General features: G+C 41.8%; 20 protein-coding genes and 1 other RNA gene. 18 read left to right on the top strand and 3 right to left on the bottom strand.

Annotated features, from left to right (window positions below; genetic code table 11):
- Nucleotides 1-436: 436 nt before the first annotated feature.
- On the bottom strand, nucleotides 437-1,555 hold the full coding sequence (locus QZ738_RS01000) for an alpha/beta hydrolase-fold protein (RefSeq protein WP_293783177.1): 1,119 nt from the start codon (nucleotides 1,553-1,555) through the stop codon (nucleotides 437-439).
- 441 nt (nucleotides 1,556-1,996) lie between these two features.
- Nucleotides 1,997-2,587 (bottom strand): DUF2807 domain-containing protein, encoded by a 591-nt coding sequence (locus tag QZ738_RS00995; protein ID WP_293783174.1) that lies wholly within the window; start codon nucleotides 2,585-2,587, stop codon nucleotides 1,997-1,999.
- A 366-nt stretch (nucleotides 2,588-2,953) separates the two neighbouring features.
- On the opposite strand from QZ738_RS00995, the gene ssrA reads away from it, so the two are divergent.
- The 3 genes from ssrA (at nucleotide 2,954) to QZ738_RS00980 (ending at nucleotide 4,349) form a co-directional block, all read left to right on the top strand.
- Nucleotides 2,954-3,320: a transfer-messenger RNA gene (gene ssrA / locus QZ738_RS00990) on the top strand.
- Nucleotides 3,321-3,515: 195 nt separating this feature from the next.
- Complete coding sequence (locus QZ738_RS00985) at nucleotides 3,516-3,686, top strand: hypothetical protein (RefSeq protein WP_293783171.1); 171 nt, start codon at nucleotides 3,516-3,518, stop codon at nucleotides 3,684-3,686.
- Between the two features lie 12 nt (nucleotides 3,687-3,698).
- Entirely contained in the window at nucleotides 3,699-4,349 is a 651-nt protein-coding gene (locus QZ738_RS00980) for a hypothetical protein (RefSeq protein WP_293783168.1), read from the top strand.
- Nucleotides 4,350-4,637: 288 nt separating this feature from the next.
- Here QZ738_RS00980 and QZ738_RS21280 read toward each other — a convergent pair whose 3' ends face one another.
- Nucleotides 4,638-4,706, bottom strand: coding sequence for an NUMOD3 domain-containing DNA-binding protein (locus tag QZ738_RS21280; RefSeq protein ID WP_367268552.1), 69 nt, complete (start codon nucleotides 4,704-4,706; stop codon nucleotides 4,638-4,640).
- Between the two features lie 100 nt (nucleotides 4,707-4,806).
- Here QZ738_RS21280 and QZ738_RS00975 point away from each other — a divergent pair, with 100 nt between their 5' ends.
- The 15 genes from QZ738_RS00975 (at nucleotide 4,807) to QZ738_RS00905 (ending at nucleotide 24,183) form a co-directional block, all read left to right on the top strand.
- Complete coding sequence (locus tag QZ738_RS00975; protein WP_293783165.1) at nucleotides 4,807-6,150, top strand: serine/threonine-protein kinase; 1,344 nt, start codon at nucleotides 4,807-4,809, stop codon at nucleotides 6,148-6,150.
- 26 nt (nucleotides 6,151-6,176) lie between these two features.
- Nucleotides 6,177-7,130 (top strand): hypothetical protein, encoded by a 954-nt coding sequence (locus tag QZ738_RS00970; protein WP_293783163.1) that lies wholly within the window; start codon nucleotides 6,177-6,179, stop codon nucleotides 7,128-7,130.
- Between the two features lie 94 nt (nucleotides 7,131-7,224).
- Nucleotides 7,225-8,667: a protein phosphatase 2C domain-containing protein gene (locus QZ738_RS00965; RefSeq protein ID WP_293783160.1), complete on the top strand. Its 1,443-nt coding sequence runs from the start codon at nucleotides 7,225-7,227 to the stop codon at nucleotides 8,665-8,667.
- A complete protein-coding gene (locus tag QZ738_RS00960) occupies nucleotides 8,654-12,754 on the top strand; it encodes an FtsW/RodA/SpoVE family cell cycle protein (RefSeq protein WP_293783157.1) in 4,101 nt (1,366 codons plus the stop codon). The genes QZ738_RS00965 and QZ738_RS00960 overlap by 14 nt, the downstream gene beginning before the upstream one ends.
- 123 nt (nucleotides 12,755-12,877) lie before the next feature.
- A complete protein-coding gene (locus QZ738_RS00955) occupies nucleotides 12,878-13,678 on the top strand; it encodes an FHA domain-containing protein (protein WP_293783154.1) in 801 nt (266 codons plus the stop codon).
- A complete protein-coding gene (locus QZ738_RS00950) occupies nucleotides 13,671-15,056 on the top strand; it encodes a serine/threonine-protein kinase (RefSeq protein ID WP_293783151.1) in 1,386 nt (461 codons plus the stop codon). Before QZ738_RS00955 ends, QZ738_RS00950 begins: the two co-directional genes overlap by 8 nt.
- 258 nt (nucleotides 15,057-15,314) lie before the next feature.
- Entirely contained in the window at nucleotides 15,315-17,591 is a 2,277-nt protein-coding gene (katG, locus tag QZ738_RS00945; RefSeq protein WP_293783148.1) for a catalase/peroxidase HPI, read from the top strand.
- Nucleotides 17,592-18,247: 656 nt separating this feature from the next.
- A complete protein-coding gene (locus tag QZ738_RS00940; RefSeq protein ID WP_025142534.1) occupies nucleotides 18,248-18,745 on the top strand; it encodes a phosphoheptose isomerase in 498 nt (165 codons plus the stop codon).
- 137 nt (nucleotides 18,746-18,882) lie between these two features.
- Nucleotides 18,883-19,611, top strand: coding sequence for an acyl-CoA desaturase (locus QZ738_RS00935; protein ID WP_293783145.1), 729 nt, complete (start codon nucleotides 18,883-18,885; stop codon nucleotides 19,609-19,611).
- 122 nt (nucleotides 19,612-19,733) lie between these two features.
- The gene (locus QZ738_RS00930; RefSeq protein ID WP_293783142.1) at nucleotides 19,734-19,934 is read left to right on the top strand and encodes a hypothetical protein; all 201 of its coding nucleotides are present in this window, start codon (nucleotides 19,734-19,736) and stop codon (nucleotides 19,932-19,934) included.
- Nucleotides 19,935-20,082: 148 nt separating this feature from the next.
- Nucleotides 20,083-20,283: a hypothetical protein gene (locus tag QZ738_RS00925; protein ID WP_293783139.1), complete on the top strand. Its 201-nt coding sequence runs from the start codon at nucleotides 20,083-20,085 to the stop codon at nucleotides 20,281-20,283.
- A gap of 101 nt (nucleotides 20,284-20,384) precedes the next feature.
- Nucleotides 20,385-20,714: a DUF1475 family protein gene (locus QZ738_RS00920; RefSeq protein ID WP_293783136.1), complete on the top strand. Its 330-nt coding sequence runs from the start codon at nucleotides 20,385-20,387 to the stop codon at nucleotides 20,712-20,714.
- 84 nt (nucleotides 20,715-20,798) lie between these two features.
- Complete coding sequence (locus tag QZ738_RS00915; protein WP_293783133.1) at nucleotides 20,799-21,608, top strand: DUF1295 domain-containing protein; 810 nt, start codon at nucleotides 20,799-20,801, stop codon at nucleotides 21,606-21,608.
- A gap of 131 nt (nucleotides 21,609-21,739) precedes the next feature.
- Nucleotides 21,740-22,768 (top strand): cyclopropane-fatty-acyl-phospholipid synthase family protein, encoded by a 1,029-nt coding sequence (locus QZ738_RS00910; protein WP_293783130.1) that lies wholly within the window; start codon nucleotides 21,740-21,742, stop codon nucleotides 22,766-22,768.
- 170 nt (nucleotides 22,769-22,938) lie between these two features.
- Nucleotides 22,939-24,183: an FAD-dependent oxidoreductase gene (locus QZ738_RS00905; RefSeq protein WP_293783127.1), complete on the top strand. Its 1,245-nt coding sequence runs from the start codon at nucleotides 22,939-22,941 to the stop codon at nucleotides 24,181-24,183.
- Nucleotides 24,184-24,625: the final 442 nt, after the last annotated feature.

The raw sequence follows: 24,625 nt of genomic DNA, 5'->3' as shown, positions 1-24,625 counted from the left end.
CGGTCTGATTATTTTAAATCAGGTGGCTGTTCAGTTTGAGCTAAACAAAACTGACTAAATAAACAGCTAATAAAGAGGGAAATAATATTTTTAGCTTTCATGTTTGATAATTAGCGCCTGTTTAAATTAAATACATTTATTTCGTCTTTCAGTCTTCGCCGTCATTTCGACTGAAGCGCAGCGAAATGGAGAAATCTTTGAACTGGAATTGCAATAATTCTTTAACATAGTTCAAAGATTTCTCCCCGCCTGTACGGGCAGGCACTGCGGTCGAAATGACGCACCTTGTAATAGCTGTCATCAAACTCCGATATATTGGGAAAATTCTAACTCCTCAAATTGCGAGATTTTTTAAGAAAGATCGTCATTGGAGGTGCGAAGCAATCTTAAAGCGCACGCTGCTAGTGATAGTTGTAATACAGGTCGGCCTGATAATCTATTTAAACAATAACGGAGCAAGTTCCCGCAAACTCCGGCGCCAGGTCTGGAATTCGTGACCGGTATTTTCTGAAACATAGGAAACGGCATTGTAGCCTGCTTCTTTTAAAGCCGCTACAGCATTTTTTACGCCTTCAGGCCTTTCCTTGCTTCCACAGCTGATAAAAATCAATCGGGGTTTTGGTTTGTCTCTCAATTCCGCAGGGTTGAATGTTCCGCCACTCAATAATGCATAAGAGCCAAACAGTTCGGGTTTATTAAGCGTAATGGTATGTGTTTCCATACCACCCATGGATAGTCCGGCCATGGCACGGCCATTGGAGGTTTTTACGGTCGAAAAGTGAGTATCTATGTACGGAATCAGCTCTTCCGTTAATAAGGTTTGAAAGCCATCAATCTTAAAGTCTTTCATACGTCCCCATTTGGTTTCATTGGTCATTCCATAAGTCATCACGATGATAAATGGCTTAATTTTTCCTTCTGCAATCAGGTTGTCCATGATCAGGTTTGCCCGGCCCTGGTTAGTCCAGGCCGTTTCATCTTCGCCCCATCCATGTTGCAGATACAGCACCGGAAAGCGTTGTTTATCTTTGCCATAACCTGGCGGAGTGTAAACGTATGCCCTGCGTGAGGAGTTGGTACTCTTCGATGGAAAAAGTATTTGCTGCACATTTCCGTGGGCAACATTTTTATTGGCGTAAAAATCTTCGTCCCTGGCCGGAATTTCAATTCCACTTTCCCAGCGCGAGGAGCCAAAATAGTTCATCGATCCAGGGTCATTAAATACACCACCGTCAATGGTTAAGTGATAATAGTGAAAACCCTCATCCATTGCCCCGGCAGTGGTGCCGGTAAAAAATCCATCAGCCGTTTTGGTGAGTTTGGTTCCTCCCTGGCCACCCAAACCAAGACTTACACGGATACTGTCGGCCTGTGGTGCTTTAATCCGAAACCTGGCATAGCCCTGCGAATTCACTTGCGGAAACTCCTGTCCGGGCTGATTGGTTACAGCAGGTTTAAAGTCTTCTTTAACTGTTTCGGCATTGTTTTGGGCCTGGCATATGCTAAAGCTCAGGCTCGCTCCCAAAGCCATTATCATAAATTTAGATTTGATCATATTTGGTCGGTTAAGTTGTTTAATGCGCCTTGCACTTTATAAGAGCTTTAAGCAGATTTATTAAAGATAATCGCTGCGTCCATTTAGCGTTGCGCAAATTGTTTAGTTTTATAGCAGAAATGTTTAACAATCTTACAATTTGGCGGTGTCGTCATACTCCGCTTGTTCGTCATCCGATAACTAGCTATCGGATGGGCATCTTAATGACTTGGTAGGGACTTACTTATTTGCCGTTCAACCGTATTAAGGTTCCCGTTTTCACGGGAATGACAACCTATCAAAATATTATTCTGTCAAAAATATCCAAAATCATTTCTGATACAGGCTCGACGACTCCTCTAAGGAACAGATACTCATTAATTATGACTAGTGTCTGAATTTCTGTAACACAAAAAAGGCGGTCCATAAACAGACCGCCCGAATAAAAATATATCTTTTTTTTTATTTGCTAAGCAATGCTAGCGCATTGTCAGTATTTAAGCTGGTTTTGGTATTCGCCGCAAGAAATTTGTCCATCGTTAGCTTTTGTCCTTTGCCCATTACCAGCATGTGGTCGCCGGTTGAGCCGCTTAAGGTTAAGTCAGCCTGATCTTCAATCACGGTATACAACCCTTCAGTTTGGGAATTTAAGTCTAGAGAAGCATTTCCGCTTAGAAAAACCTGCAGGTATTTCGCATTGATTTTACCTTGTGTTTTAACTTTAGCCTGATCCATGGCCTGGATTCGGTAAAGATCATTTACATAAATGGTCAGTTTTGCGGTGCTGTTATCCAGCGCGGTAATCTCTAAACCATCTCCGCTTTGCATCACCTTAACTTCACCGCTGTTTTCATCTGCATAGCTAATGCCCGTACGTTTTCCCTGTACAATGGTCAGCTCTACATTTCCTTTTACCTTGATGCGTTTGAAGCTTAATACTTTTGAAGCATGAACTGGTTTGATGGTTTCTGCTGCATGAACTGATACTACAGCTGAAGTTGATAATACCAATGCTAAAGATGATGCGAATAATGTTTTAAGTAAAGTTTTCATATCGTTTAAGTTTTAATTTTTTATAATGTTTTTATTGATTGTTCTGATCATAAGACGTGTAGCTAAGGCAAACGTTTCAGCGTAAATTGCAGCATTATACCAGCCTGGGAAGCTAATCGACGAACGCCCAAAATTTAAAGACAAAAAGAGGCTGGTCGTTGTGGGTTTTCCCAGGTTTTCTTCCTAAACAGAAAAACTGGCACTGTTTTTTAATAGAGGAGGTGTATTACAATGTTTTTCCAATTTTGTAACGATCAAATTAAGGTTGATCTGAATATGCTTTATCGGGTTGAGAATATGAATTGTGATTTTATACAGTTTTTCGTATATTTGTGGTCTGGTATTTGTACCAGAAAAACTTTCACCGGGGCCGTTCTTGGATTTGACGGGGTGGCGAAAGTTATGTTAGCATGCAGTGCGTTGTTCGGAGAGCACTTAAAGTGAACGATCAAATTTTAGTTGGCGAAAATACTTACGCCTTAGCTGCCTAGTTTAGAACTAGCTTAGCTTTTGTCCCTCTAACTGCTGCCTTGTTGGGTTAGAATCTGGGGCATCGAAACAACAAAGTTGGCTTTAAGGAGATACGACTTAAAGTGAGACAAAGTATCTAAGGTTATAAATAAGGTCGGTTTTCAGCCCGTTTATTTCCCGAAAATCAATTGAAAAATAAGCATGTAGAAGGTATAATTTATCTCACAACTGGACAAGGGTTCGACTCCCTTCGGCTCCACCCAAAAAACCTCTATTTTATTGATTTACTTTATTAAGTTGTTAAAATAGAGGTTTTTATGTTAGCCTATTTTCAGGTTTTTGATAATAAGCGTTCGGTTCCAGGATAGCCTCTTTTGTTAAAAACATAATTGGTTTATCTACCTTAACAACTATAAACCGAATAAATATTTTTATATTTGATTTCAATATCCATAAGATGAGCGAAAAAGACATATTACTACTAATTGAGCTTGCAGAGAAAAAACTTGCTGAAGTTGAAAATATGTCAAAGACAGAAGCTATTTTATCTTTGAACGACGCTGGTATTTTGACAAAAAAAGGCAAGTTGATGAGTGCCTACTCTGAACTAGAGGAAGAACCAGTTTAACCATTATCATTAATGTATGATCAAAGGCCTAATATGATTATTGGCTTTCATGGCTGTGATGAAAGTAAAGCAAATCAATTAGTAAACGATCCAGATACGATTTCATTTAGTAAAGAAAGTTACGATTGGCTTGGTCATGGGTTATACTTTTGGGAAAATAATTACGACAGAGCTTTAGAATGGGCTAAACAAAAGGAAGCTCAGGGTAAAATAAAAAAAGCTGCGGTTGTTGGCGCTATTTTACAGCTTGGACAATGTTGTGATTTCTTAGATGCCAAATTCATTAAGACGATTTCTGTCTATTATAAACTGATGGAAAGTCAATATCAACAAGCTGGAAAAAAATTACCAGAAAACTTAAATGCGACTGTGGATCCACACAATGATCGTTTACTAAGGATGTTGGACTGTGCTACAATAGAATTTATGCATAAAGAAATCACCCAAAAATATCACGAAGATATTCTAAGTACTGGTTATTCGAACATCAAAGTTTTTGACTCTACAAGAGGTGTTTTTACTGAAGGCGGCCTGGCATATACTGGAGCTGGAATATATGCTAAAAGTCATATCCAAATTTGTATCAGGAATTTTAATTGTATTAAAGGATTCTTCATCCCTAGAAAGGAGATAGATTTTCCTGCGCCAATTAAAACTACCTAAACTAGTTGCGAAATTTTCAAGATTTTTTGCATCTTTTTTCTTTCCCAAAAAATTCTTTTGCATAATGTGTTTTATATATTTCAGTGAATAATTGAAGACTATTGATTTTTAATTTAAAAACTGCGAAATACAAATATTAATTTTCAATACAATGTTAATCTAAGAGATAAGTAGACAGACTTACAATCCACCGATTTTTACCCCTTACCAATTGACCTTGTTGTGTTTCCTGCCCGGTTCTGGCACAATAATGGCTTCGTAATGAAAATAGAAAACCACATACTTATTTTAGCAAAACCAATTATTATTTTGACCTGTTCGTGTTTTGGACAGAAGGCGGCGGGTAGCGGGAGAAATTTTATCTGCCCGGGCAAAAGAGGAAAGGCTTTATAAGACCTGATCACACTAAAAATATTATTGGCAACAAAAAAATGCTATAATTGTTATTAGGAGAAATATGAGTAAAGTATTTACAATTACAGAAGGGCTGGAGAATTTAGGCGCGCTGCGAACAGGCGGACAGGGATCGGTATATAAAGGGAAACGCATCGGTGCAATTTACTCCGCAGTGAAATTAATACCTACCCCAATATACACTGAGGACCGCAATGATAAAAATTACCGCAATTTTGAAAATGAGGTTGCAAAGTTGCTCAAGGTAAATGAAAATCCCAGTCCGAATGTTGTAAAAATGCTCAGTTTCGGCATAACCGAAAGCGGATCCTTCCCGTTTATAGAAATGGAATACATAGAGGGACCTGACCTTTGCGAGCTGCTTCAACCCCCTCATCAAAAAATATTTACGCTAAGCGAAGTCATAAAAGTTGCGCAACACCTTGCTGCTGCCCTTGAGCACTGCCATAAACTTGGTGTAAAACATGGCGATGTTAAGAGCAATAACATTAAATATAATTTGCACACAGCGAACTATGTACTGCTCGATTTTGGACTTGCCATTATGAGTGAGGAGCAGCGTAGAAGCAGCATCCGGCATGCAGGTGCGGTGGAGTTTATGGCGCCAGAACAAAATGAAGGCAAAATGCTTCCACAAACTGATATTTACAGTTATGGGATCATCTTATACGAATTGCTGGGTGGCCAGGTTCCTTTTCCCCTAAGTGGGAATAGTGATACAGCACGTAATTCGGTAATGATCAGTCATATGGAAAGTGAAATACCTGACGTGATTTCCATGCGCAGGACAAACTTACCCGATAACTGGACCGATGAACAGAAAACCCGTGAAATGCAGGTGCCGGATTGGCTCCTCAAACTGATCGAAAAATGCCTGCAGAAAGATCCTGTGCTCAGGTACAGCGATGGAATGGCCTTGCATGAAGCGGTACTCAACGGAAGCTTATCAGGCAATGCGCTACCCATAGATTATGAAGCCATTAATTTGCTTAAAAAGGAAAACGAAGCACTCCATAAACAGGTATTGGCACTGGAAAGCAGCGCTCAGGTAACTGAAAAAAACGGTATTCTGTTACCTCATTTTGCTTTTATCCTCATGATCATCTCCATCATTGGATTGATCGCTTTTCTGGGTTATTCTCAGTTTGGAAGCAAATCACAAACACAGCAAACTGTCCAAACCAGAGATTCGATCCCGTCGGTAGTTGATACCACAGCGCAAGAGCGAAATAGATTGGCGAGGCAGCGCAAACTGGCTGAAGCTGCAGCAACAAAGCGGATGGTAGATAGTGCAATCAACGCAGAGATCAAAAAAGCCAGAGATAAAGCCGCCGATAGTACGGAAAACCTTAAACCCGATACTTCATCAAGTCCTATAGAATTTTAATTTTTAAGAACAATTGGCCCTAACATATGGAAACAAAATCAAATTTCTGGCAGCGTATCGGTATTCAGGATTGGTTTCTAACCGATGAAAAAAAGAACAGCGGCCAAAAATCCCCGCAACTTACTCCGGAAACCATTTACAGTTTTATTGTAGATAAATTCAGGGAGTCCATCAGGGAATTATCTTTTGCAGATCGCATTGTTTTTTATCATGAGTTCATCATCACCTTTAACGCCGAAGATTACCGTGAATTTATAGATAATAAACAGGGAATTTTAGGCTTAATTGTACAGGAAACAGTAAAAAAATTCTATGAAATTTTAAGAGAGCACAGGCAAGCCGGAAAGAATGTTGAACCATCCGGTTCAAAGTGGGTATTTCGGCTGGTGTCACATCCTGATTACGCAAGGGGCGATAAGGGGTTTATCGGAAAGCTGTTGCCAGACAATAATCAGAAATCGGAAAATCTCCGGGTAACTTTTATTCCCCGACAAACCGGTATTGCGCAAACATTCGATATTAACAATGATATTTTAAAAGGCTTTACTTACTACAGCGAAGGCTATATGGAAATCCCATATGATGCGGGATTGGAATATATTGAGGGCAGTACTTCCCCTCCCAAAGACCAGACGGTTATCGGCCGGCTGGAAGCCATTATACCCGACAAACAGTTTTCGGGCAAAAAAATCGAGTTCCTGATTAAAACTGAAGATACTATTGTTTCCGGAAATGACGATGGACGCGAAGATTCCAATATTTTCAAAATCGCCACTGAATGGGTCAATTCACCACACTTACACATCCGTTACAACAAAACAGACGGTAATTTCTACTTAGCCTCTTTCGGCGAACTTACCACATTGAACGAGGTTTTGGTACAACGTAGCGAAATTAATTCACCACAATGGGTTTCTTTGCCGCTTAACTCCAGGATGTTACTTAACGGTATAATTGGTATAAACCTGTTTAAATCCTAGCTTATGTCGCAACTGCTATCAATTTTATTGTTATCACTGGTCGTTGCGCTGATGACCGTTCACTTCAAAGACATTAAAAACTCCCGTAATAAAAATGGATAAACACTTTTTTGGCCTCACAGACGCCGGCAAATCCAGAGACAACAACGAGGACAGCTTTATTGTTAAGTCCCTTACCAACGATCAGTTGATTTTGGCAGCTGTAATAGACGGCGTAGGTGGCTATCATGGCGGAGAGGTAGCAGCCGCAATTGCAGCAGAACAAATTTCGGCGCAATTTTCGGGTCGTCCAGCTGATCCAATCTCCCGGATGATTAGCGCGTTCAGGAATGCAAACGAAGTGATCGTTGCCAAAAAGCAAACCGAAACAACCCTTTCGAAAATGGCCTGTGTGGCCACTATAGTAGTAGCGGATATTGAAAACAATCAATTTTATTATGCCCACGTTGGCGATACCAGGTTATACTTGCTAAGGGATGGATCATTGATCAAAATTTCTAAGGACCATTCATTTGTAGGCTTTCTGGAAGATTCGGGAAGATTGGATGAGACTGCCGCCATGCAGCACCCAAAACGCAACGAAATCAATAAGGCGATCGGTTTCAGCGACCAGATTGCTACCGATGAGAGTTATATTGAAACCGGTCAATCACCTTTCCTGCCGGGCGATCTTCTTTTATTATGCAGTGATGGACTAACGGATATGGTCAACAGGCAGGATATGACCACCCTGCTCTTACAAGGAGATACACTGGCTAAAAAAGCAGGTAACCTCATCGCGCTTGCCAATGAAAATGGCGGCCGTGACAATATCACTGTTGTGCTGCTGCAGAACAATAAAACGCCTCAGCAGGTAAAACCCACCAGACCAGACCATACACAACAGCCGCATCCGGCAACAAAAGCAGAAAGAAATGAAGCCATGAGGCTGCCTGAAAATTCAGAACCATCTCAAACAGCACCCAAAAGAAATTATTGGTTCACTGCGCTGGTTATTTTATGCCTCATCCTGCTTGGCAGTACTGTATTTTTGTACCTGCAGAACCAGCGGGCTACAGATACTGTCTCTACCCTTAATTCATTACCAAAGCAGAAAGCACGAAACAGCCAGGAGAAGTTGCTACAAGATGCGTTTGACCATGCCCCGGGAGACACACTGGTATTATCCGATTCGGTTTTTAAAAGTCCGGTTCTGATCAGCGATACGCTACGCCTGCGGAAAGACACCCTTTATGTGATTGCAAATGGCCTTGTGCTGCAAGCGGATAGCGGATACAAAGGTGCAGCCATAACGATGCTACCTCAATCGAAACTGATGAAGCTAGACAGTCTGCAGTTTAAAGGCTTCGCTACTGCTATCGCTATTTCAGACCAGGCACTATCACTCAAAAATGTCACTTTTACCAATTGTTTGCTTCCCATACAAAACAGCATCCAATTCCCCGACCGGAAACCGGTAAATGCAGCACTAATGAAGGTTAGTACACTAAACGGTAACACCATTAAAACCGCACACTCAAAAAATGGAGCAGAATAAAGGAGCAGAAAAAGTAAGCCGGATTAAGGAACGGATTTTTATATTAGCAACTGCAACCGTTCTCGCACTCTTCTTCTATCAGTTATACACGATCATTCAGCCCAGGTTTGCAGAAGTTGAGCCGCGTTTAAAAGCCGGTACGATGGTTAACCTGAATGCCGAAAAACCAGCTGGACATATCGCAAACCTACTTAAAAAAGGTTACTATTTTGAAGATCAGCGAGATATTGATCTGATCGAAAAAACCATTGCATCTGCGCCAAATGCAGGAGAGCTAGACAACATTGGCGAAGTAAATAAACGCAGGTACTTTTTATCTGCGGATGAGGCTTATGCAAAAGGGGGCAAATCGTTTAAAGCAAGGGTGCTGGCGTCCCGGGCATTGCTTGGTTATACGGGTGATGATTCGCTTAAATTCGACCAGGAGCAAAGTAAACCCCGCCCTTACGCTTCCAATGTAAATCTCGGAATGGGGGAGTATGGTATAAGTGGGAAAATCGTAGAAAATAAAACAGCAGTGCAAGGCGTGCTGGTCCGTTTGGAAATGATTTTGCCGCAAGACAGTATTTACAATGACGAGCCGACAGCATCCATCAAAAATATAACGGAAAAAGCAAATGGCATTACAAAGGTTTATACTTTGGATAGTGCCGGTAAACGGAAATTACAACAGCTCACCGCCTATGCCCGTACTGGTAGCGAAGGGAAATTTACCTTTGCCAACTTGCCAAATAATCATGCTTTCAAGATATTACCATTAAAACCAGGCTTTCAGTTTGGTGCCTCAAAGGGCGTACAAGACCTTGATGAAAATACCACCTTCACATTTGAACAGCGTCCACATACGATAAAGCTTTTTTCTACCAGGGACTTCAATATCCTCAAAAAAGAAAAATCGCTGATCATCAGAACACCTGAAGAATTCAACAAGTGGTTTATGATCATTTGTGGAAGCCTGATTGGCGGATTTTTAATCGTTCACCTCATCCTCTCATGGAAATTCAGCACTGCCGATCAGGTCATATTACCGGTGGTGATGATGCTTACGGGCATCTCATTCCTGATGTTGCTGAGTTTGCAGGATCCGCTGCGCGACCGTTTTTTAGCTAAAGATTCGCTCTTATACCTGCTCATGGGTTTTGGGGGAATCTCATTGATGCTGTGCATCAAACTACGTCGTTTCAATACCGATACCTGGGTTTATCGCCTGCTTATATTTAAGCACATCCGGTCAGCCGCAAATGGCTGGCCATGGGCCCTGGCCGCCATTGGATTGCTGGCACTCACGATCTTATTCGGAACCGGGCCGGAAGGAAGTGGTGTAAAGGTAAACCTGTTTGGATTTCAGCCCAGTGAAGTGGTAAAGTATCTGATCATCTTTTTTCTTGCAGGATTTTTTGCCGTAAACGAGAAACTGATCAGTGAATATATGAGCTGGAAAAAAAGATGGTCTTTCTTCTCCTTTGCCTTATTGGCCATACTGTTAACCCTCCTGTTATTTCTGATATTGGGAGACTTAGGGCCGGCGATGGTAGTTTGTTTCACTTTTATTATACTATTTTCATTCTCCCGGGGCGATTTTATGTTCATGGCAGGTGCTGTCCTGTTATATGTACTGGCTTCATGGGTTTTTGAAAATATATGGATATCGACAGGGGTAACCCTTCTTTTGGTTGGTGTGCTGATGTTTTTCGGGCGCAGGCAGCTCAGTGAGTCCGCCATCATGGTGCTGGTGATTATGTCGGCTTTTTTAACCATTGATCAGATTCCATATTTGGATCGCGTTTTCCCCGGGCCGGTTCAGCGCCTGGGAGATCGTAAAGCAATCTGGCAGGATGCCTGGAACAATGAGGTTTATGGCGGCGACCAGGTAGCGAATGGTTTGTGGGCCATGTCTACCGGTGGCGCAGCCGGACAGGGTGTAGGGCAGGGCTTTGCCAAAACCATTCCTGAAGCGCATACTGATATGATTTTACCTTCAATAGGTGAAGAATTTGGATTAACGGGAATATTGTGCATCTTCCTGCTGTTCCTGTTGTACCTGCATCGATCTATTATTATCGGGAGGCGCACGGGTTCTCCATTTCTATTTTATTTAAGTGCGGGGATCGGCGTATCTACCTTTGTACAGTTTCTGCTCATTGCAGGTGGTTCTACCGGAGCGTTACCGCTATCAGGGGTATCCCTTCCTTTTCAAAGCTATGGGGGATCGTCACTTGTACTTAATTTTTTAGCTGCCGGATTTTTATTATCAGTATCTGCTGTCAGGGGCAGCGAAGTACAGATGCAATACATCGCTAAAACGCAAGACAAAAACCTGGTGCCAGCCTTAATTGCGGCCTGTTTGGGCATCCTGTTATTGGGCGCAAATGTAGCAGGCTATGTGCTGAACAACCGGAAATGGGTGGTACAGCCGGCCTTGGTAGCAGACCGCAGCGGCGCGAGAATGTTTAGTTACAATCCCCGTATTGCTATATTGATGAGCCGTTTAAAAGCCGGAACCATACACGACCGTAAGGGGGTTTTAATGGCAACCAGTAATGTCGACAGTGTGAGGGCGCAACACTTTAAACTCATCGGTGCAGGTATCCCAAATTATAATCTCGACTCTGCGGTACATCAGCGTTTAGACCGGTATTATCCTTTCGAAGAACAATTGTTCTTTTGGACAGGTGATGCAAATTCAGGTATATTTAACGGAAGTGTAAACGGCTATTTTGCAGATTATGAACATGCGGCCGAACTTCGAGGCTTTAAATTACCCGTAAAAAGCTTTACCGTACTGGCAAAAAGATACAGCGAAAACCGTTTCCTCGCACGGGGAGTTAAGGAAATGACGGTGGTGAAGAAAGATTATGCCGCCCTTTCTCCACTACTTCTGGCCGGAATCAGCAGCAAAGAGGTGGAAGATTTTAAAAATAAAAACCGCGATGTACAGTTAACCATGGATGCCGGCCTGCAGACCAGGATTCAAAAGTCAATTGCCCTCGACACTTCGCTATCGGATAATCGGGTTTCTGTGGTGATCATGGAAGCAAGTTCTGGTGATGTCCTCACTTCAGCCGTATATCCACTGCCACCCATACATGATTGGGAACGGTTAACCATGACCAATGCAGAACAGAACCAGCTTTCGGGGTGGACAACGACCGCTGATCTTGGTTTTACCAATTTTACTCAGCCAGGCTCTACCGCAAAGCTGATTACCGCCATGGCATCCTTCAATAAACTGGGCATGGCCGCTGCCGAAAAAAAATACCAGGTGGCCTACTGGGAACGTATCCGTACAAAAGGTATCGAGCCTGACGAAACCGGATGGATTAATCTGGAACGGGCAGTAGTTAAATCCAATAATGTCTATTTCATCAAACTGGCAAACCAGGAGCAGTTGCAGGAAAACATGGGTGAGTTGTACTTAAAAACAGGCATGTTTCTGCATGGGGCCGGGGGCTATTATTACAATAAGCCCGGCGAAAACGCAGCACAGGAAGAAAAATGGAAACAACTTTGGCGAAAGACTGAATTTAACACCAAACCGAAGTATGATCCCAAAAATATCCGAAAAACCAGGGCAAAAGGAATTTCCGGAATGGCCTGGGGGCAGGGCGCACTTATTGCAACCCCGGCGGCGGTGGCAAGAATGGCTGCGGGTATTGCAAATGACGGAAACATGATTGCAAACAGGTTCGTACTCAAAGTAAGCGGTCAGCCACAGGTGATAAAAACTGGTACGAAATTGGTAAACAATCCGGAATACGCCAGGCTGATGCAGGAGTACATGATCAAACAGAGCAGTGCAAAAGCGCAAACGCTTGGACTCGCCGTAGCCGGTAAAACCGGTACGCCAGAGCGGATTTGGAAGAAAAAACAGATTAATGATGGCTGGTATGTATTTTTTGCACCGACCGCAACTGGAAACGGCCATATTGTAGTTTGTATACGCATTGAGGCTACCAAAGGATCATCAGACGCTGTGCGGTTGGCCGGCAGGCATGTAATCCCGTTTTTAAAAGAGGGTGGTTATATCAAAAGTATTTTGCCTTCGGTCAATGATAACAACAAGGCACCTGTGACAGAACTTAATTGAAGCGCTGAGGCATTTTAACGCAAACCATAAATCCATGGATTGTGGAGTTCCACCCAATTGGGAACAGTGCAGATGTGGAACCCAATATTTTTTAACATTCGCAAAACACTAACAAATAGACAAATGAAAATGATATTCGACCTCTTCAAAAGCGCAAGTGGGGAACATCCCGATGATGTGAAGGGAATCAGGCACGCCATATTACAGTTTGTAAAACAGGAGTTACAAAAGGCGGAAGGCGGGGAAGGCGCAAATATCAAAGGTTTGGGGATTTTCATCCACTGCGGCCCTGCAGAGCGCCATGTGTATGAAGCTGCGGTATTTACAGAGGATCTCGATCAATTACAAAATGAAATACAACGGATTAGTGATGATTATTCCCTGGATCTGCCCTCAGGCTGGTCACTCACAGTGGCTTTCGATGAAGCTTTTCCAGACGATGCGGTAGAAATGCAGCAGTTGCCGGTTGCCTTGTTGGTTAAAACCAAAACCCATTTTGTTAAACAACAGGCTAAAGCCTACCTGAAAGCGCTTAGCGGCAAAACTTTACAGCCAAGTTATGAAATAACTTCCGCCGGTGGAAAATACAATATTGGCAGAGATGAAAAGGCACAGTCTGACGAAGGTTATTTTCGCACCAACCATATTGCATTTCCATCAGAAAGTGATGATGAACGAAATAAGTACATCAGCAGACAACACGCCCATATTGAATGGGATACCAACCTGGGTAAATTCCTAATCTTCGCAGATGAAGGTGGAATACCTCCCCGCAATAAGGTAAAACTGCGTTCAGCACTGACCGAAAAGACCGTAAAGCTTCACGCTACCCAGATCGGGCAGGAATTAGCCGAGGGAGATCAGATTATTTTAGGCGAATCGGTTGTGTTGGAGTTTAGTTTTAACCCGCAGCACCATGAGTAAAATTTTTACAATTGCAGAAGGGCTGCAAAACCTCGGCGCATTAAAAACCGGTGGGCAGGGATCTGTTTACAAAGGGATGCGCATGGGACCGGTTTATTCGGCCATCAAACTCATTCCTACACCAATTTATGTGGAAGATGAAAATGATAAAAACTACCGGAATTTTATCAGTGAAGTGAATAAGCTGCAGCAGGTAAATACACATCCCAGCCCGAACGTGGTTAAAATACTCAGTTCAGGGATTACCGATAGCGGAGCTTTTCCTTATATAGAAATGGAATACATCGAAGGCCCCGAACTTAGCGAACTGCTATTGCCTCCGCATCAAAAAGTTTTTACGGTTAAAGAACTGTTAAAAGTAGCTGAACAACTGGCTTCGGCACTTGCACACTGCCATCAGTTTGGGGTGAAACATGGCGATGTTAAAAGCAATAATGTGAAATACAATACACAGACCGGCAATTACGTGTTATTGGATTTTGGTCTGGCGATTATGAGCGAGGAGCAGCGCAGAACAAGCATTCGCCATGCCGGGGCAGTAGAGTTTATGGCGCCCGAACAGCATGAAGGAAAAATGCTGTTACAGACGGATATCTACAGTTACGGTATCATCCTGTATGAACTCCTGGCCGGGCAGGTTCCTTTTCCACTCGAAGGGGGAGGCGATACCGCCCGCAATACGGTTATGGTATCACATCTTGAAAAGGAAATTCCCGATGCCATGTTATTGCGCAAAAGAAATCTGGAAAATAACTTTCCGGACGATATCCTGAATTCCGAAATGCAGGTACCGCAGTGGTTGATCGGGCTGATCGGGCGATGCCTGCAAAAAAATCCGGCTGACCGCTATGCCAATGGAATGGAGCTGCAGAAAGCTGTTACTGCCGGGCTATTGTCTGCGACAAAAGGCCTTGCGCGTAAAGAAAACGCCATGCCCAATGAAATCCTTCGTTATGCCGACTTGTATGGTGAGATACAGCAAAAAAACGAAAAGCTTGAAAAAGAACTGGCCACCTTAAAACCCCTGGCTTTGAAGGCCGGAATAAAATACAATAGTTCAACCGGCCAGTACCATCAGGAAAATTACATTCATGCACCAAGGAAGGCTTTTTTAGGCTATACTGCCGCATGTACCATCATTGTTGCCTTTCTAGTTTACAGCTTAACTAAAACAGAAAACAATACTATCATCACCCCGCCGGCAACCCCATACCGGTCACCATTTGAAATCGCAAATCAACAATACCGGCAAGCCCTGCAAACAGCGAGAGAAGACAGCATCCGAAATGCAAAAGTGCGGGGGGTACAGCAATTAAAAGCAGAAAAAGCCAGAAAACAGAAAGGTAAAAAGAGAAAAAAATTTCTGGGGATATTCTGATCAAACCAGTTAAATATACTTTCCGGATTTAACCAATTAATGTGTTATCCTTTGTTTAAGGAATGATTAACATCAGGTTAAATTTTATGATCTCAGCCCTTCGATATGATCTAAACTGCTGATCTCTCGCCGTAATAGATTCTAACTATTTCATTATAGAATTAAATGATTGTGATTAGTTGTTTCTATTCTCTAATTTTAGTTATCGGTTAATATTTTATAACGGATTAAATTTTTAATAACAAGATATTATACATAATGGAAAAAGAATCGAACGATATCAGCAAATGCCCGTTCCATAACGGCAGCATGAAGAGTAATGTAGCAGGCGGTGGCACCAGAAATGGCGATTGGTGGCCAAAGCAATTAAAGCTGAGTATTTTACGTCAGCATTCCAGCTTATCTAACCCAATGGACGAAGGATTTAATTATGCTGAAGCTTTTAATAGTTTGGATCTGGCGGCAGTAAAAGCAGACCTCCATGCGCTGATGACCGATTCGCAGGATTGGTGGCCGGCAGATTTCGGTCACTATGGTGGTTTGTTTATCCGTATGGCCTGGCATAGTGCCGGAACCTATAGGGTAGGCGATGGCCGTGGTGGCGCTGGTGCCGGTTTGCAACGTTTTGCACCCCTAAATAGCTGGCCGGATAATGTGAGCCTTGATAAGGCACGCAGACTACTTTGGCCGATTAAACAAAAATATGGGCGCAAAATTTCCTGGGCAGATTTAATGATCTTAACTGGTAACATGGCCTTAGAATCGATGGGCTTTAAAACCTTTGGTTTTGCCGGTGGCCGTGAGGATGTATGGGAAGCTGACGAATCGGTATATTGGGGTTCAGAAACTACCTGGTTAGGTGGCGATCTTCGTTATGGACACGGCTCTGATGGTGCCGATAAAGTACATGGTGTGGTGGTTACTGATGATGATGCCGATGGCGATGTACACTCCCGTAATTTAGAAAAACCACTTGCGGCCGTGCAGATGGGTTTGATATATGTAAACCCTGAGGGACCGGATGGAAATCCAGACCCCATTCTTGCCGCTAAAGATATCCGAGATACCTTCGGTCGCATGGCGATGGATGATGAAGAAACAGTGGCCTTAATTGCCGGTGGACATACTTTTGGTAAAACCCATGGCGCTGCTTCCGCAGATCATGTAGGCAAAGAGCCTGAAGCTGCTGATATTGAAAGTCAGGGGTTTGGATGGAACAACAGTTACGGTTCTGGAAAAGGTGCCGATACGATTACGAGCGGATTGGAAGTAACCTGGACCAAAACACCTACGCAATGGAGCAACAATTTTTTCGAAAACCTTTTTGGTTTTGAATGGGAATTAACCAAAAGTCCGGCCGGTGCTCACCAGTGGAAAGCCATAAATGCCGATGCGATTATTCCTGATGCGTATGATGCCTCAAAAAAACACCTGCCAACCATGCTCACCACCGATCTTGCTTTAAGATTCGACCCGGCTTATGAAAAAATATCAAGACGTTTTTTAGAAAATCCAGATCAGTTTGCGGATGCATTCGCAAGAGCATGGTTTAAATTAACCCATCGTGATATGGGGCCAGTGGCACGCTACCTCGGTCCCGATGTACCACAGGAAGAATTGCTTTGGCAAGATCCGATACCTGCTGTTGACCACGCATTAATCAATGAAAACGATATAGCTGCATTAAAGGCAAAAGTACTGGCTTCCGGACTAAGTGTTTCAGAACTGGTTTCTACAGCATGGGCATCAGCCTCTACCTTCCGTGGTTCTGATAAACGCGGTGGCGCCAATGGTGCAAGGATCCGTTTGGCACCGCAAAAAGACTGGGCCGTTAACAATCCGTCGCAATTGCAAAAAGTATTGGGTGTATTAGAAGGAATTCAAAATGAATTCAATGCCGCGCAGTTTGATGGCAAAAAAGTTTCCTTGGCTGATTTAATTGTGTTGGCAGGTGCCGCTGCAGTAGAAAAAGCGGCCGCTGATGCCGGACATCCAGTTACGGTACCATTTACACCTGGCCGTATGGATGCTTCACAAGCCCAAACCGACATCGAATCATTCGGGTATTTAGAGCCGGCAGTCGATGGTTTCCGTAACTACCGTAAATCTAAGTCGCAGGTTCCTACAGAAGAATTCCTGATTGATAAAGCCCAGTTGCTTACTTTAACCGCTCCTGAATTAACGGTATTGGTAGGTGGTTTGCGTGCCTTGGATACAAATTTCGATGGTTCCAAAAACGGTGTGCTAACTACAAAACCAGGTCAGCTGACCAACGATTTCTTTGTTAACTTATTAGATATGGAAACCGCATGGAAAGCCATCGCAGAAGATAAAGAACTGTATATCGGAAGCAGCCGTGTAACCGGTCAGCCAAAATGGACCGCAACCCGTGCCGATCTGGTATTTGGTTCAAATGCTGAATTGAGGGCTATTGCAGAGGTATACGCAAGTGCTGATGCACAAGATAAATTTGTGAAAGACTTTGTAGCTACCTGGAATAAAGTAATGAATTTAGATCGTTTTGATCTTAAATAATAATAGAATCGAGAGGCTGTTTGAAGCCAGTTTTTTATAGATTTTGTCAAGTCAAGCTCAGCTTTTGCTGAGCTTGACTAATTACAGAAAGGCCTTATAAGATATTATGATAATAGGTATATCGTCGTTGCTTCGTCGGCTGAAAAGGCCTTCTCGTAATGACGACGCTTATAACGGATTTTTCCTTTAAATTCTTTTATCACTCACATTGTCTGAATAGCATTTATTCATTCTTATCAGTTGAATAATAATAAATATTAAAATATTTATGATTTGTAAAAACAATTCCCAAACTCATTTGTCTTATAAGCTCATTAGTTTGTTTGGTTTAGTTTTATTCTGTGGATGCAAATAAAACAAAATAATTGGCCTCATAGAAATATGAGGCTTTCTATTTTATATACGGTCTGCGCTCATAGCCCAAAAAAATCTATCATTTAACAGCGTTCGATTATATATCTTGTCCATCCTGAGCTTGTTGAGCGATCAACCATAATAATATTTGGCGAATGAGAAGATGAGTTAAAAAAAATAAAAATGCCCGAAAGGACTTTTTTAAATTATAAGACTTACTTTTGCAGCAATTTAGAACAACACAGGAAATTTATAAATGCCTGTGAGCCTGAATAATCTTTAGAAAAACTAATATTTTATCAATGACAAACGACAAAAAAGAGATATTCGAAAGCGTAGCGCAACGGTTAAAAATTGAAGGTTTTAATGTAGTAAACCGCGATGAAACCCGTCCGTGGGGTGGTTTCTTTGTAATAGATGAAGCACAGGCGCAACAATTTGCCGATACTTATTTTGATGGATTAAATGTTGAAGACCTTAAAATTGGAGGTAAACTAAGTCCGAAAATTTTAATCGTTGCACCAAATACACGTCTGTCGTGGCAATATCACCACCGCAGAGCGGAAATCTGGCAGGTGGTTACCGGTACAGTTGGTATTAAAACGAGTCAGACTGACGAAGAAGGTGAAGTTAAAAAATATGCACCTAAAGATCAGATCAAATTACAGCAAGGCGAACGCCACCGTTTAATCGGTTTAGAAGATTGGGGAGTAGTTGCTGAGATCTGGCAACATACCGATGCTTCAAACCCATCAGACGAAAGCGATATCGTACGCGTACAAGACGATTTCGGTAGATAATAAAATAATAAAAACAGTATCTTGTTCTATACCTGGAACGGGATGCTGTTTCTCTAAACGTTTGGGCCAATATAGTTTTTATGCATAACGAAAACTAAAAATCTTAAAGCTACGTTTATAAAGTATACACATTATACATGATCATTTTCATTTTTTTTCTTTGCCATTGGTTTTTATCCCTGTTTAGTCAAACCTTTTTCCTTCACCGTTACTCATCACACAAGATGTTCAAAATGGAGGTTTTTTGGGAAAGGTTTTTCTATCTGATATTACTGATTTCGCAAGGTTCATCATTTTTAAACCCGAGGGCTTATGCCATCCTGCACAGGATGCACCATGCCTATAGTGATACCGAAAAAGATCCGCATTCACCGCATTTTTTTAAGGATGTTTTCGGGATGATGATTGCGACGAAGAATATGTACATGAATTATCTGAAATTTAAAATTCAGCCAGAACCAGCTTTTCAAGGTAATTATCCAGAGTGGCCACTGGTTGATAAGATCGGAAATTCATGGGCCTGGAGAATTGCATGTGGGCTATTTTACATTGGCTTTTATATTGCTTTTGCCAACTACTGGTGGATGTATTTATTGTTACCAATCCACTTTCTAATGGGCCCGTTGCACGGGGCTATAGTAAACTGGTGTGGACATAAATATGGTTATGCTAATCATGATAATGATGACCATAGCAAAAACTCTTTACCCTGGGATTTTTTGTTGATGGGCGAGCTTTTTCAGAACAACCACCACAAAAAACCAAATAGCCCGAATTTTGCAACCAAATGGTGGGAATTTGATCCAACCTATCCGGTGATGAAAGTATTGCACTGGATGAAAATTATTAAAATCAGAAAGGTTTAAAAGCCTCCATGGTCTGTGTCCCCACAGACCACTAAACTTTCCCTACTTTCACTGTTCTCGGTTAACTAAACCTGACAGCAGCGGAAATCCTTTTTGCTGGCAGTAACCTAAAATACCCTGTCATGCTGAGGAACGAAGCATCTGCAAGCTATGAAACAGCTACCTGGTACAAAGCATTGCATTACCGCAAAAAGATTGAAGCACATGGCAGGACTGAAGCAGCCGATAAAAACAGAAATTTGCTTTTCAAAAAGAAGGGAATCTTTGTTTTTTTCCACGGAAACACAGAAAGCACGGAGTTATCCCTCGATTTCTCACCCTGAGCAAAGTAGAAGGGCAATATAGAAAGTCTGTTCTTGTATGATGTGTGTTCACCGATCGCTAATACTCTCTTCCTCCACAGTTCAGTGTTAACTAAACCTGACAGCAGCGGAAATCCTTTTTGCTGGCAGTAGCCCAAAATACCCTGTCATGCTGATGAACGAAGCATCTGCAAGCTATGAAACAGCTACCTGGCACAAAGCATTGCATTACCGCAAAAATATTGAAGCACATGGCAGGACTGAAGCAACCGATAAAAACAGAAATTTGCTTTTTAAAAAGAAGGAAATCTTTGTTTTTTACCACGGAAACACAGAAAGCACGGAGTTATCCCTCGCTTTGTCTCCTTGAGTGGAGTAGAAGGGCAATTTAGAAAGTCGGGGGGCGGCATAAATCTTTTTTACCTATATTACCGTATATATTTCATCTGTTTTAAAAACTTAAACTATCCTATGATCAACCTCCTCAAAATTGTTTTCGCTGCACTGTTGGTTTTTATGTGCTATAAAGTAATCAGCACTTCGTTAGAAAGCAACCTGTTTGAACAATGGAATTTTCTGGGCAGTATACCCTGGATGCGTGCTACCCTATGGGATTTTTATGCTAACATCTTCATTATCACACTCTGGATGTTTTATAAAGAAAAAAGCATTATTCTTAAAATCTCTATTGCCATTTTGTTCGTATGTTTAGGTAGTATTGCAACCCTGGCCTATGTTTTAGTGCATTTATTCAAACTAAAAGATGGCGAAGGTGTTGAAGAATTGCTGGTAAAAAGGTAAAAGGCAAAAGGTGTAAGGCTGAGGGTGAAAACCTAAAGTAGAATGCATTTCCTCAAACCTTATGCCCTAAACCTTAAACCTTTTATGGATTACAAACATCTACTTTTCATCGCACTTATTTCGCTTATTGCATGCTGCTTTATTATGGCCATGGTTTGGTTTTGGGCAAAGAAAATTAAAAACGCCGGGGTGGTTGATGTTTTCTGGGCACTAAATTTCCCGGTAATTACCATGATCACATTTTTTTTATCTGATGGTTATCTTCCCCGAAAGATTTTAATTTGCGGAATGTTTCTACTGGCCGAGTTACGCCTGGGGATTCACCTTTGGCAACGTGTTATTGGTCATTTGGATGAAGAGGAGGGCAGGTATGTGCAGTTGCGTAAAGAGTGGGGTGATAAAGCCGACCGCAATTTCTTTATTTTTTTTCAGTTTCAGGCCATTTCAAATGTGATTCTGGCTATTCCGTTTTTTATTATCACAGCCAATCAATCGCAGGGCATTTCATTTTTAGAATATGCAGGCGCACTGGTTTGGGTAATCGCCTTTTTTGGAGAAATGATTGCCGACAGACAGCTCGCCGCCTTTAAAAAAGATCCCCTCAATAAAGGCAAAGTTTGCGATACCGGATTGTGGTATTACACCCGTCACCCGAACTATTTTTTCGAGTGGTTAACCTGGATGGGCTATTTCATTTTTGCATTGGCTTCGCCCTGGGGAGTTTTAGCCATTATTAGCCCAGTGTTGATGTTATATTTATTGACCAGGGTTACCGGTGTTCCGAACAATGAAGAGCAAAACCTAAGAAGCAAACCCGTGGCTTATAAAAGATACCAGGAAACAACGAGCGCCTTTTTTCCCTGGTGGAAAAAGGATGGAAGAAGTAAAATGTGACAGCGTTGATGGAAACGCAACCTCTAAATCCATCAACCGTTTCACATCGTACATTAACCTAAAATTTACATCATATATTTCTATTATACGTAAACCTTCAACCTTACAACCTTTAACCTTCCAACCTCAAAATGTGGTACGATAAACTTTTAGAAAACGACAAACTCCCAGATACGGCTTTGAGGATCGGGATCAGAAAACTATGCAAACAGCGCCTGGATGACGAAACGCTGGGAAGTGAAGAACTGCAGCAGGAAAAATTTATGGACCTGGTGGAGGAATTGAAACAATCGCCCATTGCCGTACATACAGCTGATGCCAACGAACAGCACTATGAATTGCCTACCGAATTTTTTCAGTATTGCTTAGGCAAAAATTTAAAATACAGCAGCGGCTATTGGAAACCTGGCGTGAAGGATATTGATACTTCTGAAGACGATATGCTGGCTTTAACCTGTAAAAGAGCCGATTTACAGAACGGACAAAATGTGCTGGAGCTGGGCTGTGGCTGGGGGTCGCTCTCGCTGTATATGGCCGCCAAATATCCGGAAAGCACTTTTACAGTAGTCTCTAACTCGGCTACCCAAAAAATCTTTATTGATGAAACCGCAAAGCAACGCGGAATCCAGAATCTCACGGTTTTAACTGCTGATATGAATACCTTTACCATCGCCGATACATTTGATCGGGTAGTGTCAGTAGAGATGTTTGAACACATGCGCAACTATAAATTTTTGCTCAACAAAGTGGCTTCGTTTATGAAACCTGATGGGAAGTTATTCGTACATATATTTACGCATAAAACCCTGGCGTACAAATTTGAAGTGATTGACGAAACCGACTGGATGAGCAAATACTTTTTTACCGGAGGGATTATGCCATCTAACCACTTGTTCTTCTACTTTAACGACGACCTTAAAATTGATAAACATTGGGTGGTAAATGGGACAAACTACGGCAAAACATCTGAAGCCTGGCTAAGCAATATGGATAAGCACAAAAAAGAAATCATGCCCATTTTGGAAACTACTTATGGAAAAGATCAGGCAGTGAAATGGTGGGTGTATTGGAGGCTATTTTACATGTCGTGTGCAGAACTTTTTAATTACAATAAAGGAAACGAATGGATGGTATGCCATTATTTGTTTGAAAAGGTTTAACCATTACCTCACCCTGAAATTGATTCAGGATGTTTTTTGCTGTTGAAATAAATCAAGCATGAACTTAATGTAGAGGTAACCAATGGAAGGTATGCTAATATTTTGAAAAGACATCAGGTTTATCCCTCTCGATTCTCATATCCCACATCTAATATCTCAAATCTATCACAATGAAAACACTCGCCATTATTGGCTCAGGAATAGCAGGAATGGGTTGCGCCCATAAACTGCAGCATCAATATGATATTACGCTTTTTGAAGAAGCAGATTATATCGGTGGACATACCAATACGATAACGCTCGAGGAGGATGGTAAACCCATTTATCTGGATAGTGGCTTTATGGTTTTTAACTATCAAACTTATCCAAATCTGACAGCAATGTTTGCGGAGATTGATGCACCGGTAATGAAAACCGACATGTCTTTCAGTGTGCAGTTTTTGCCTAAAAAGTTGGAATACAGTGGTTCGAGCCTGAACCACCTCTTTGCCCAGCGGAAAAACCTGTTTAATATTTCTTATCTAAAAATGTTGATGCAGATTAACCGTTTCAACAAACAAAGTATAGAGATTTTGGATAAGCCTGAATACCAGGACTATTCAATCGGCCAATTCTTCAAAGCATTCGGCTACAGCGACGAGATGCTTTGGCAATATCTCATCCCCATGAGTGCTGCCGTTTGGAGTGCACCGATGGAAAAGATTCTGGACTTTCCGGCAGTTACCTTGATCCGTTTTTTTAAAAATCATGGATTTTTAGGTTTAAACACCCAACATCAGTGGTATACATTGCAAAATGGCAGTCAGGCTTACCGTGAAAAACTAATTGCTCCTTTTCGTGACAGAATTAAGATCAATAGTAAAATTGTTTCAGTTAAACGGCTGGGCAATGGTAAAGTTGAAGTGGAAAACCAAAAGGGTGACAAATTCGAATTCGACAAAGTAATCATGGCCAGCCATGCCGACCAGACTTTTGAGATCGTAAAAGACAAAACAGCACTCGAATCCGAACTGCTTTCCAAATTTAAATACCAGTTAAACAAAGCTGTTGTGCATACCGATGAAAAGCAGATGCCCGAAGCCAGACTGGCATGGAGCAGCTGGAATTATCGGGTAGAAAAGCATGGAGATAAATTGTTGCCGAGTACTATTTATTGGATGAACAGTTTACAGGGCGTTTCTAAAAAGCGGAATTACTTTGTTTCCATCAATCCCACTCAAACCTTAAATCCAGATCAGGTTATTAAAGAAATTGATTACTATCACCCCTTGTTTGATGTTCCGGCCATGCAGGCGCAGGAACATTTGCACAAGCTGAATGAAACCGGGCCGATATACTATTGCGGAAGTTATTTCAAATATGGTTTTCATGAAGACGCGTATAAAAGTGCGGTTGATTTGTGTAAAAGGCTTTAACGATCAAATAGTTATGATAGTCTGTCATCCTGAATGTAATTCCAGGATCTATTGTAAAAGATTCTTCGTAGTGCTATCATTGACAGACCCAATTAAAAAAGTCGTCATTGCGAGGAGGAACGACGAAGCAATCTTTCATGCTGATGATTCTTGCTACAAAGATTGCTTCCCCGAAAAGTCGGGGCTAGCTGTTGGCTGAAAAAGGCTTTCTCGCAATTGACGGATCGTTATTATAATAAGTCATGCTGAATGTAATTCCAGGATCTATTGTAAAAGGTTCTTCGCTGCGCTACCATTGACGTTAATTTTTAATTGTTTGATAATTAGTCACTTATGAAATATGCATTTCCATCCAACAAGGCCTTCGCACTGGGTCTCCGTTCTACTTAAGTCCGGCCTAACAAATTTTTCGGACTCCACCGACCAAGCCCTATTACTGGCT

The organism is uncultured Pedobacter sp., from assembly GCF_913776295.1.
Classification (GTDB): Bacteria; Bacteroidota; Bacteroidia; order Sphingobacteriales; family Sphingobacteriaceae; genus Pedobacter.
Note: the sequence above shows the minus strand (reverse complement) of the source record. Positions and strands in the feature narration are given on the sequence as shown.

What these genes read in the sequence shown, in the direction of transcription:
- QZ738_RS01000 (WP_293783177.1), bottom strand. Translation starts at nt 1,555, where the DNA reads ATGATCAAATCTAAATTTATGATAATGGCTTTGGGAGCGAGCCTGAGC.
- QZ738_RS00995 (WP_293783174.1), bottom strand. Translation starts at nt 2,587, where the DNA reads ATGAAAACTTTACTTAAAACATTATTCGCATCATCTTTAGCATTGGTA.
- QZ738_RS00985 (WP_293783171.1), top strand. Translation starts at nt 3,516, where the DNA reads ATGAGCGAAAAAGACATATTACTACTAATTGAGCTTGCAGAGAAAAAA.
- QZ738_RS00980 (WP_293783168.1), top strand. Translation starts at nt 3,699, where the DNA reads ATGTATGATCAAAGGCCTAATATGATTATTGGCTTTCATGGCTGTGAT.
- QZ738_RS00975 (WP_293783165.1), top strand. Translation starts at nt 4,807, where the DNA reads ATGAGTAAAGTATTTACAATTACAGAAGGGCTGGAGAATTTAGGCGCG.
- QZ738_RS00970 (WP_293783163.1), top strand. Translation starts at nt 6,177, where the DNA reads ATGGAAACAAAATCAAATTTCTGGCAGCGTATCGGTATTCAGGATTGG.
- QZ738_RS00965 (WP_293783160.1), top strand. Translation starts at nt 7,225, where the DNA reads ATGGATAAACACTTTTTTGGCCTCACAGACGCCGGCAAATCCAGAGAC.
- QZ738_RS00960 (WP_293783157.1), top strand. Translation starts at nt 8,654, where the DNA reads ATGGAGCAGAATAAAGGAGCAGAAAAAGTAAGCCGGATTAAGGAACGG.
- QZ738_RS00955 (WP_293783154.1), top strand. Translation starts at nt 12,878, where the DNA reads ATGAAAATGATATTCGACCTCTTCAAAAGCGCAAGTGGGGAACATCCC.
- QZ738_RS00950 (WP_293783151.1), top strand. Translation starts at nt 13,671, where the DNA reads ATGAGTAAAATTTTTACAATTGCAGAAGGGCTGCAAAACCTCGGCGCA.
- katG (WP_293783148.1), top strand. Translation starts at nt 15,315, where the DNA reads ATGGAAAAAGAATCGAACGATATCAGCAAATGCCCGTTCCATAACGGC.
- QZ738_RS00940 (WP_025142534.1), top strand. Translation starts at nt 18,248, where the DNA reads ATGACAAACGACAAAAAAGAGATATTCGAAAGCGTAGCGCAACGGTTA.
- QZ738_RS00935 (WP_293783145.1), top strand. Translation starts at nt 18,883, where the DNA reads ATGATCATTTTCATTTTTTTTCTTTGCCATTGGTTTTTATCCCTGTTT.
- QZ738_RS00930 (WP_293783142.1), top strand. Translation starts at nt 19,734, where the DNA reads ATGCTGAGGAACGAAGCATCTGCAAGCTATGAAACAGCTACCTGGTAC.
- QZ738_RS00925 (WP_293783139.1), top strand. Translation starts at nt 20,083, where the DNA reads ATGCTGATGAACGAAGCATCTGCAAGCTATGAAACAGCTACCTGGCAC.
- QZ738_RS00920 (WP_293783136.1), top strand. Translation starts at nt 20,385, where the DNA reads ATGATCAACCTCCTCAAAATTGTTTTCGCTGCACTGTTGGTTTTTATG.
- QZ738_RS00915 (WP_293783133.1), top strand. Translation starts at nt 20,799, where the DNA reads ATGGATTACAAACATCTACTTTTCATCGCACTTATTTCGCTTATTGCA.
- QZ738_RS00910 (WP_293783130.1), top strand. Translation starts at nt 21,740, where the DNA reads ATGTGGTACGATAAACTTTTAGAAAACGACAAACTCCCAGATACGGCT.
- QZ738_RS00905 (WP_293783127.1), top strand. Translation starts at nt 22,939, where the DNA reads ATGAAAACACTCGCCATTATTGGCTCAGGAATAGCAGGAATGGGTTGC.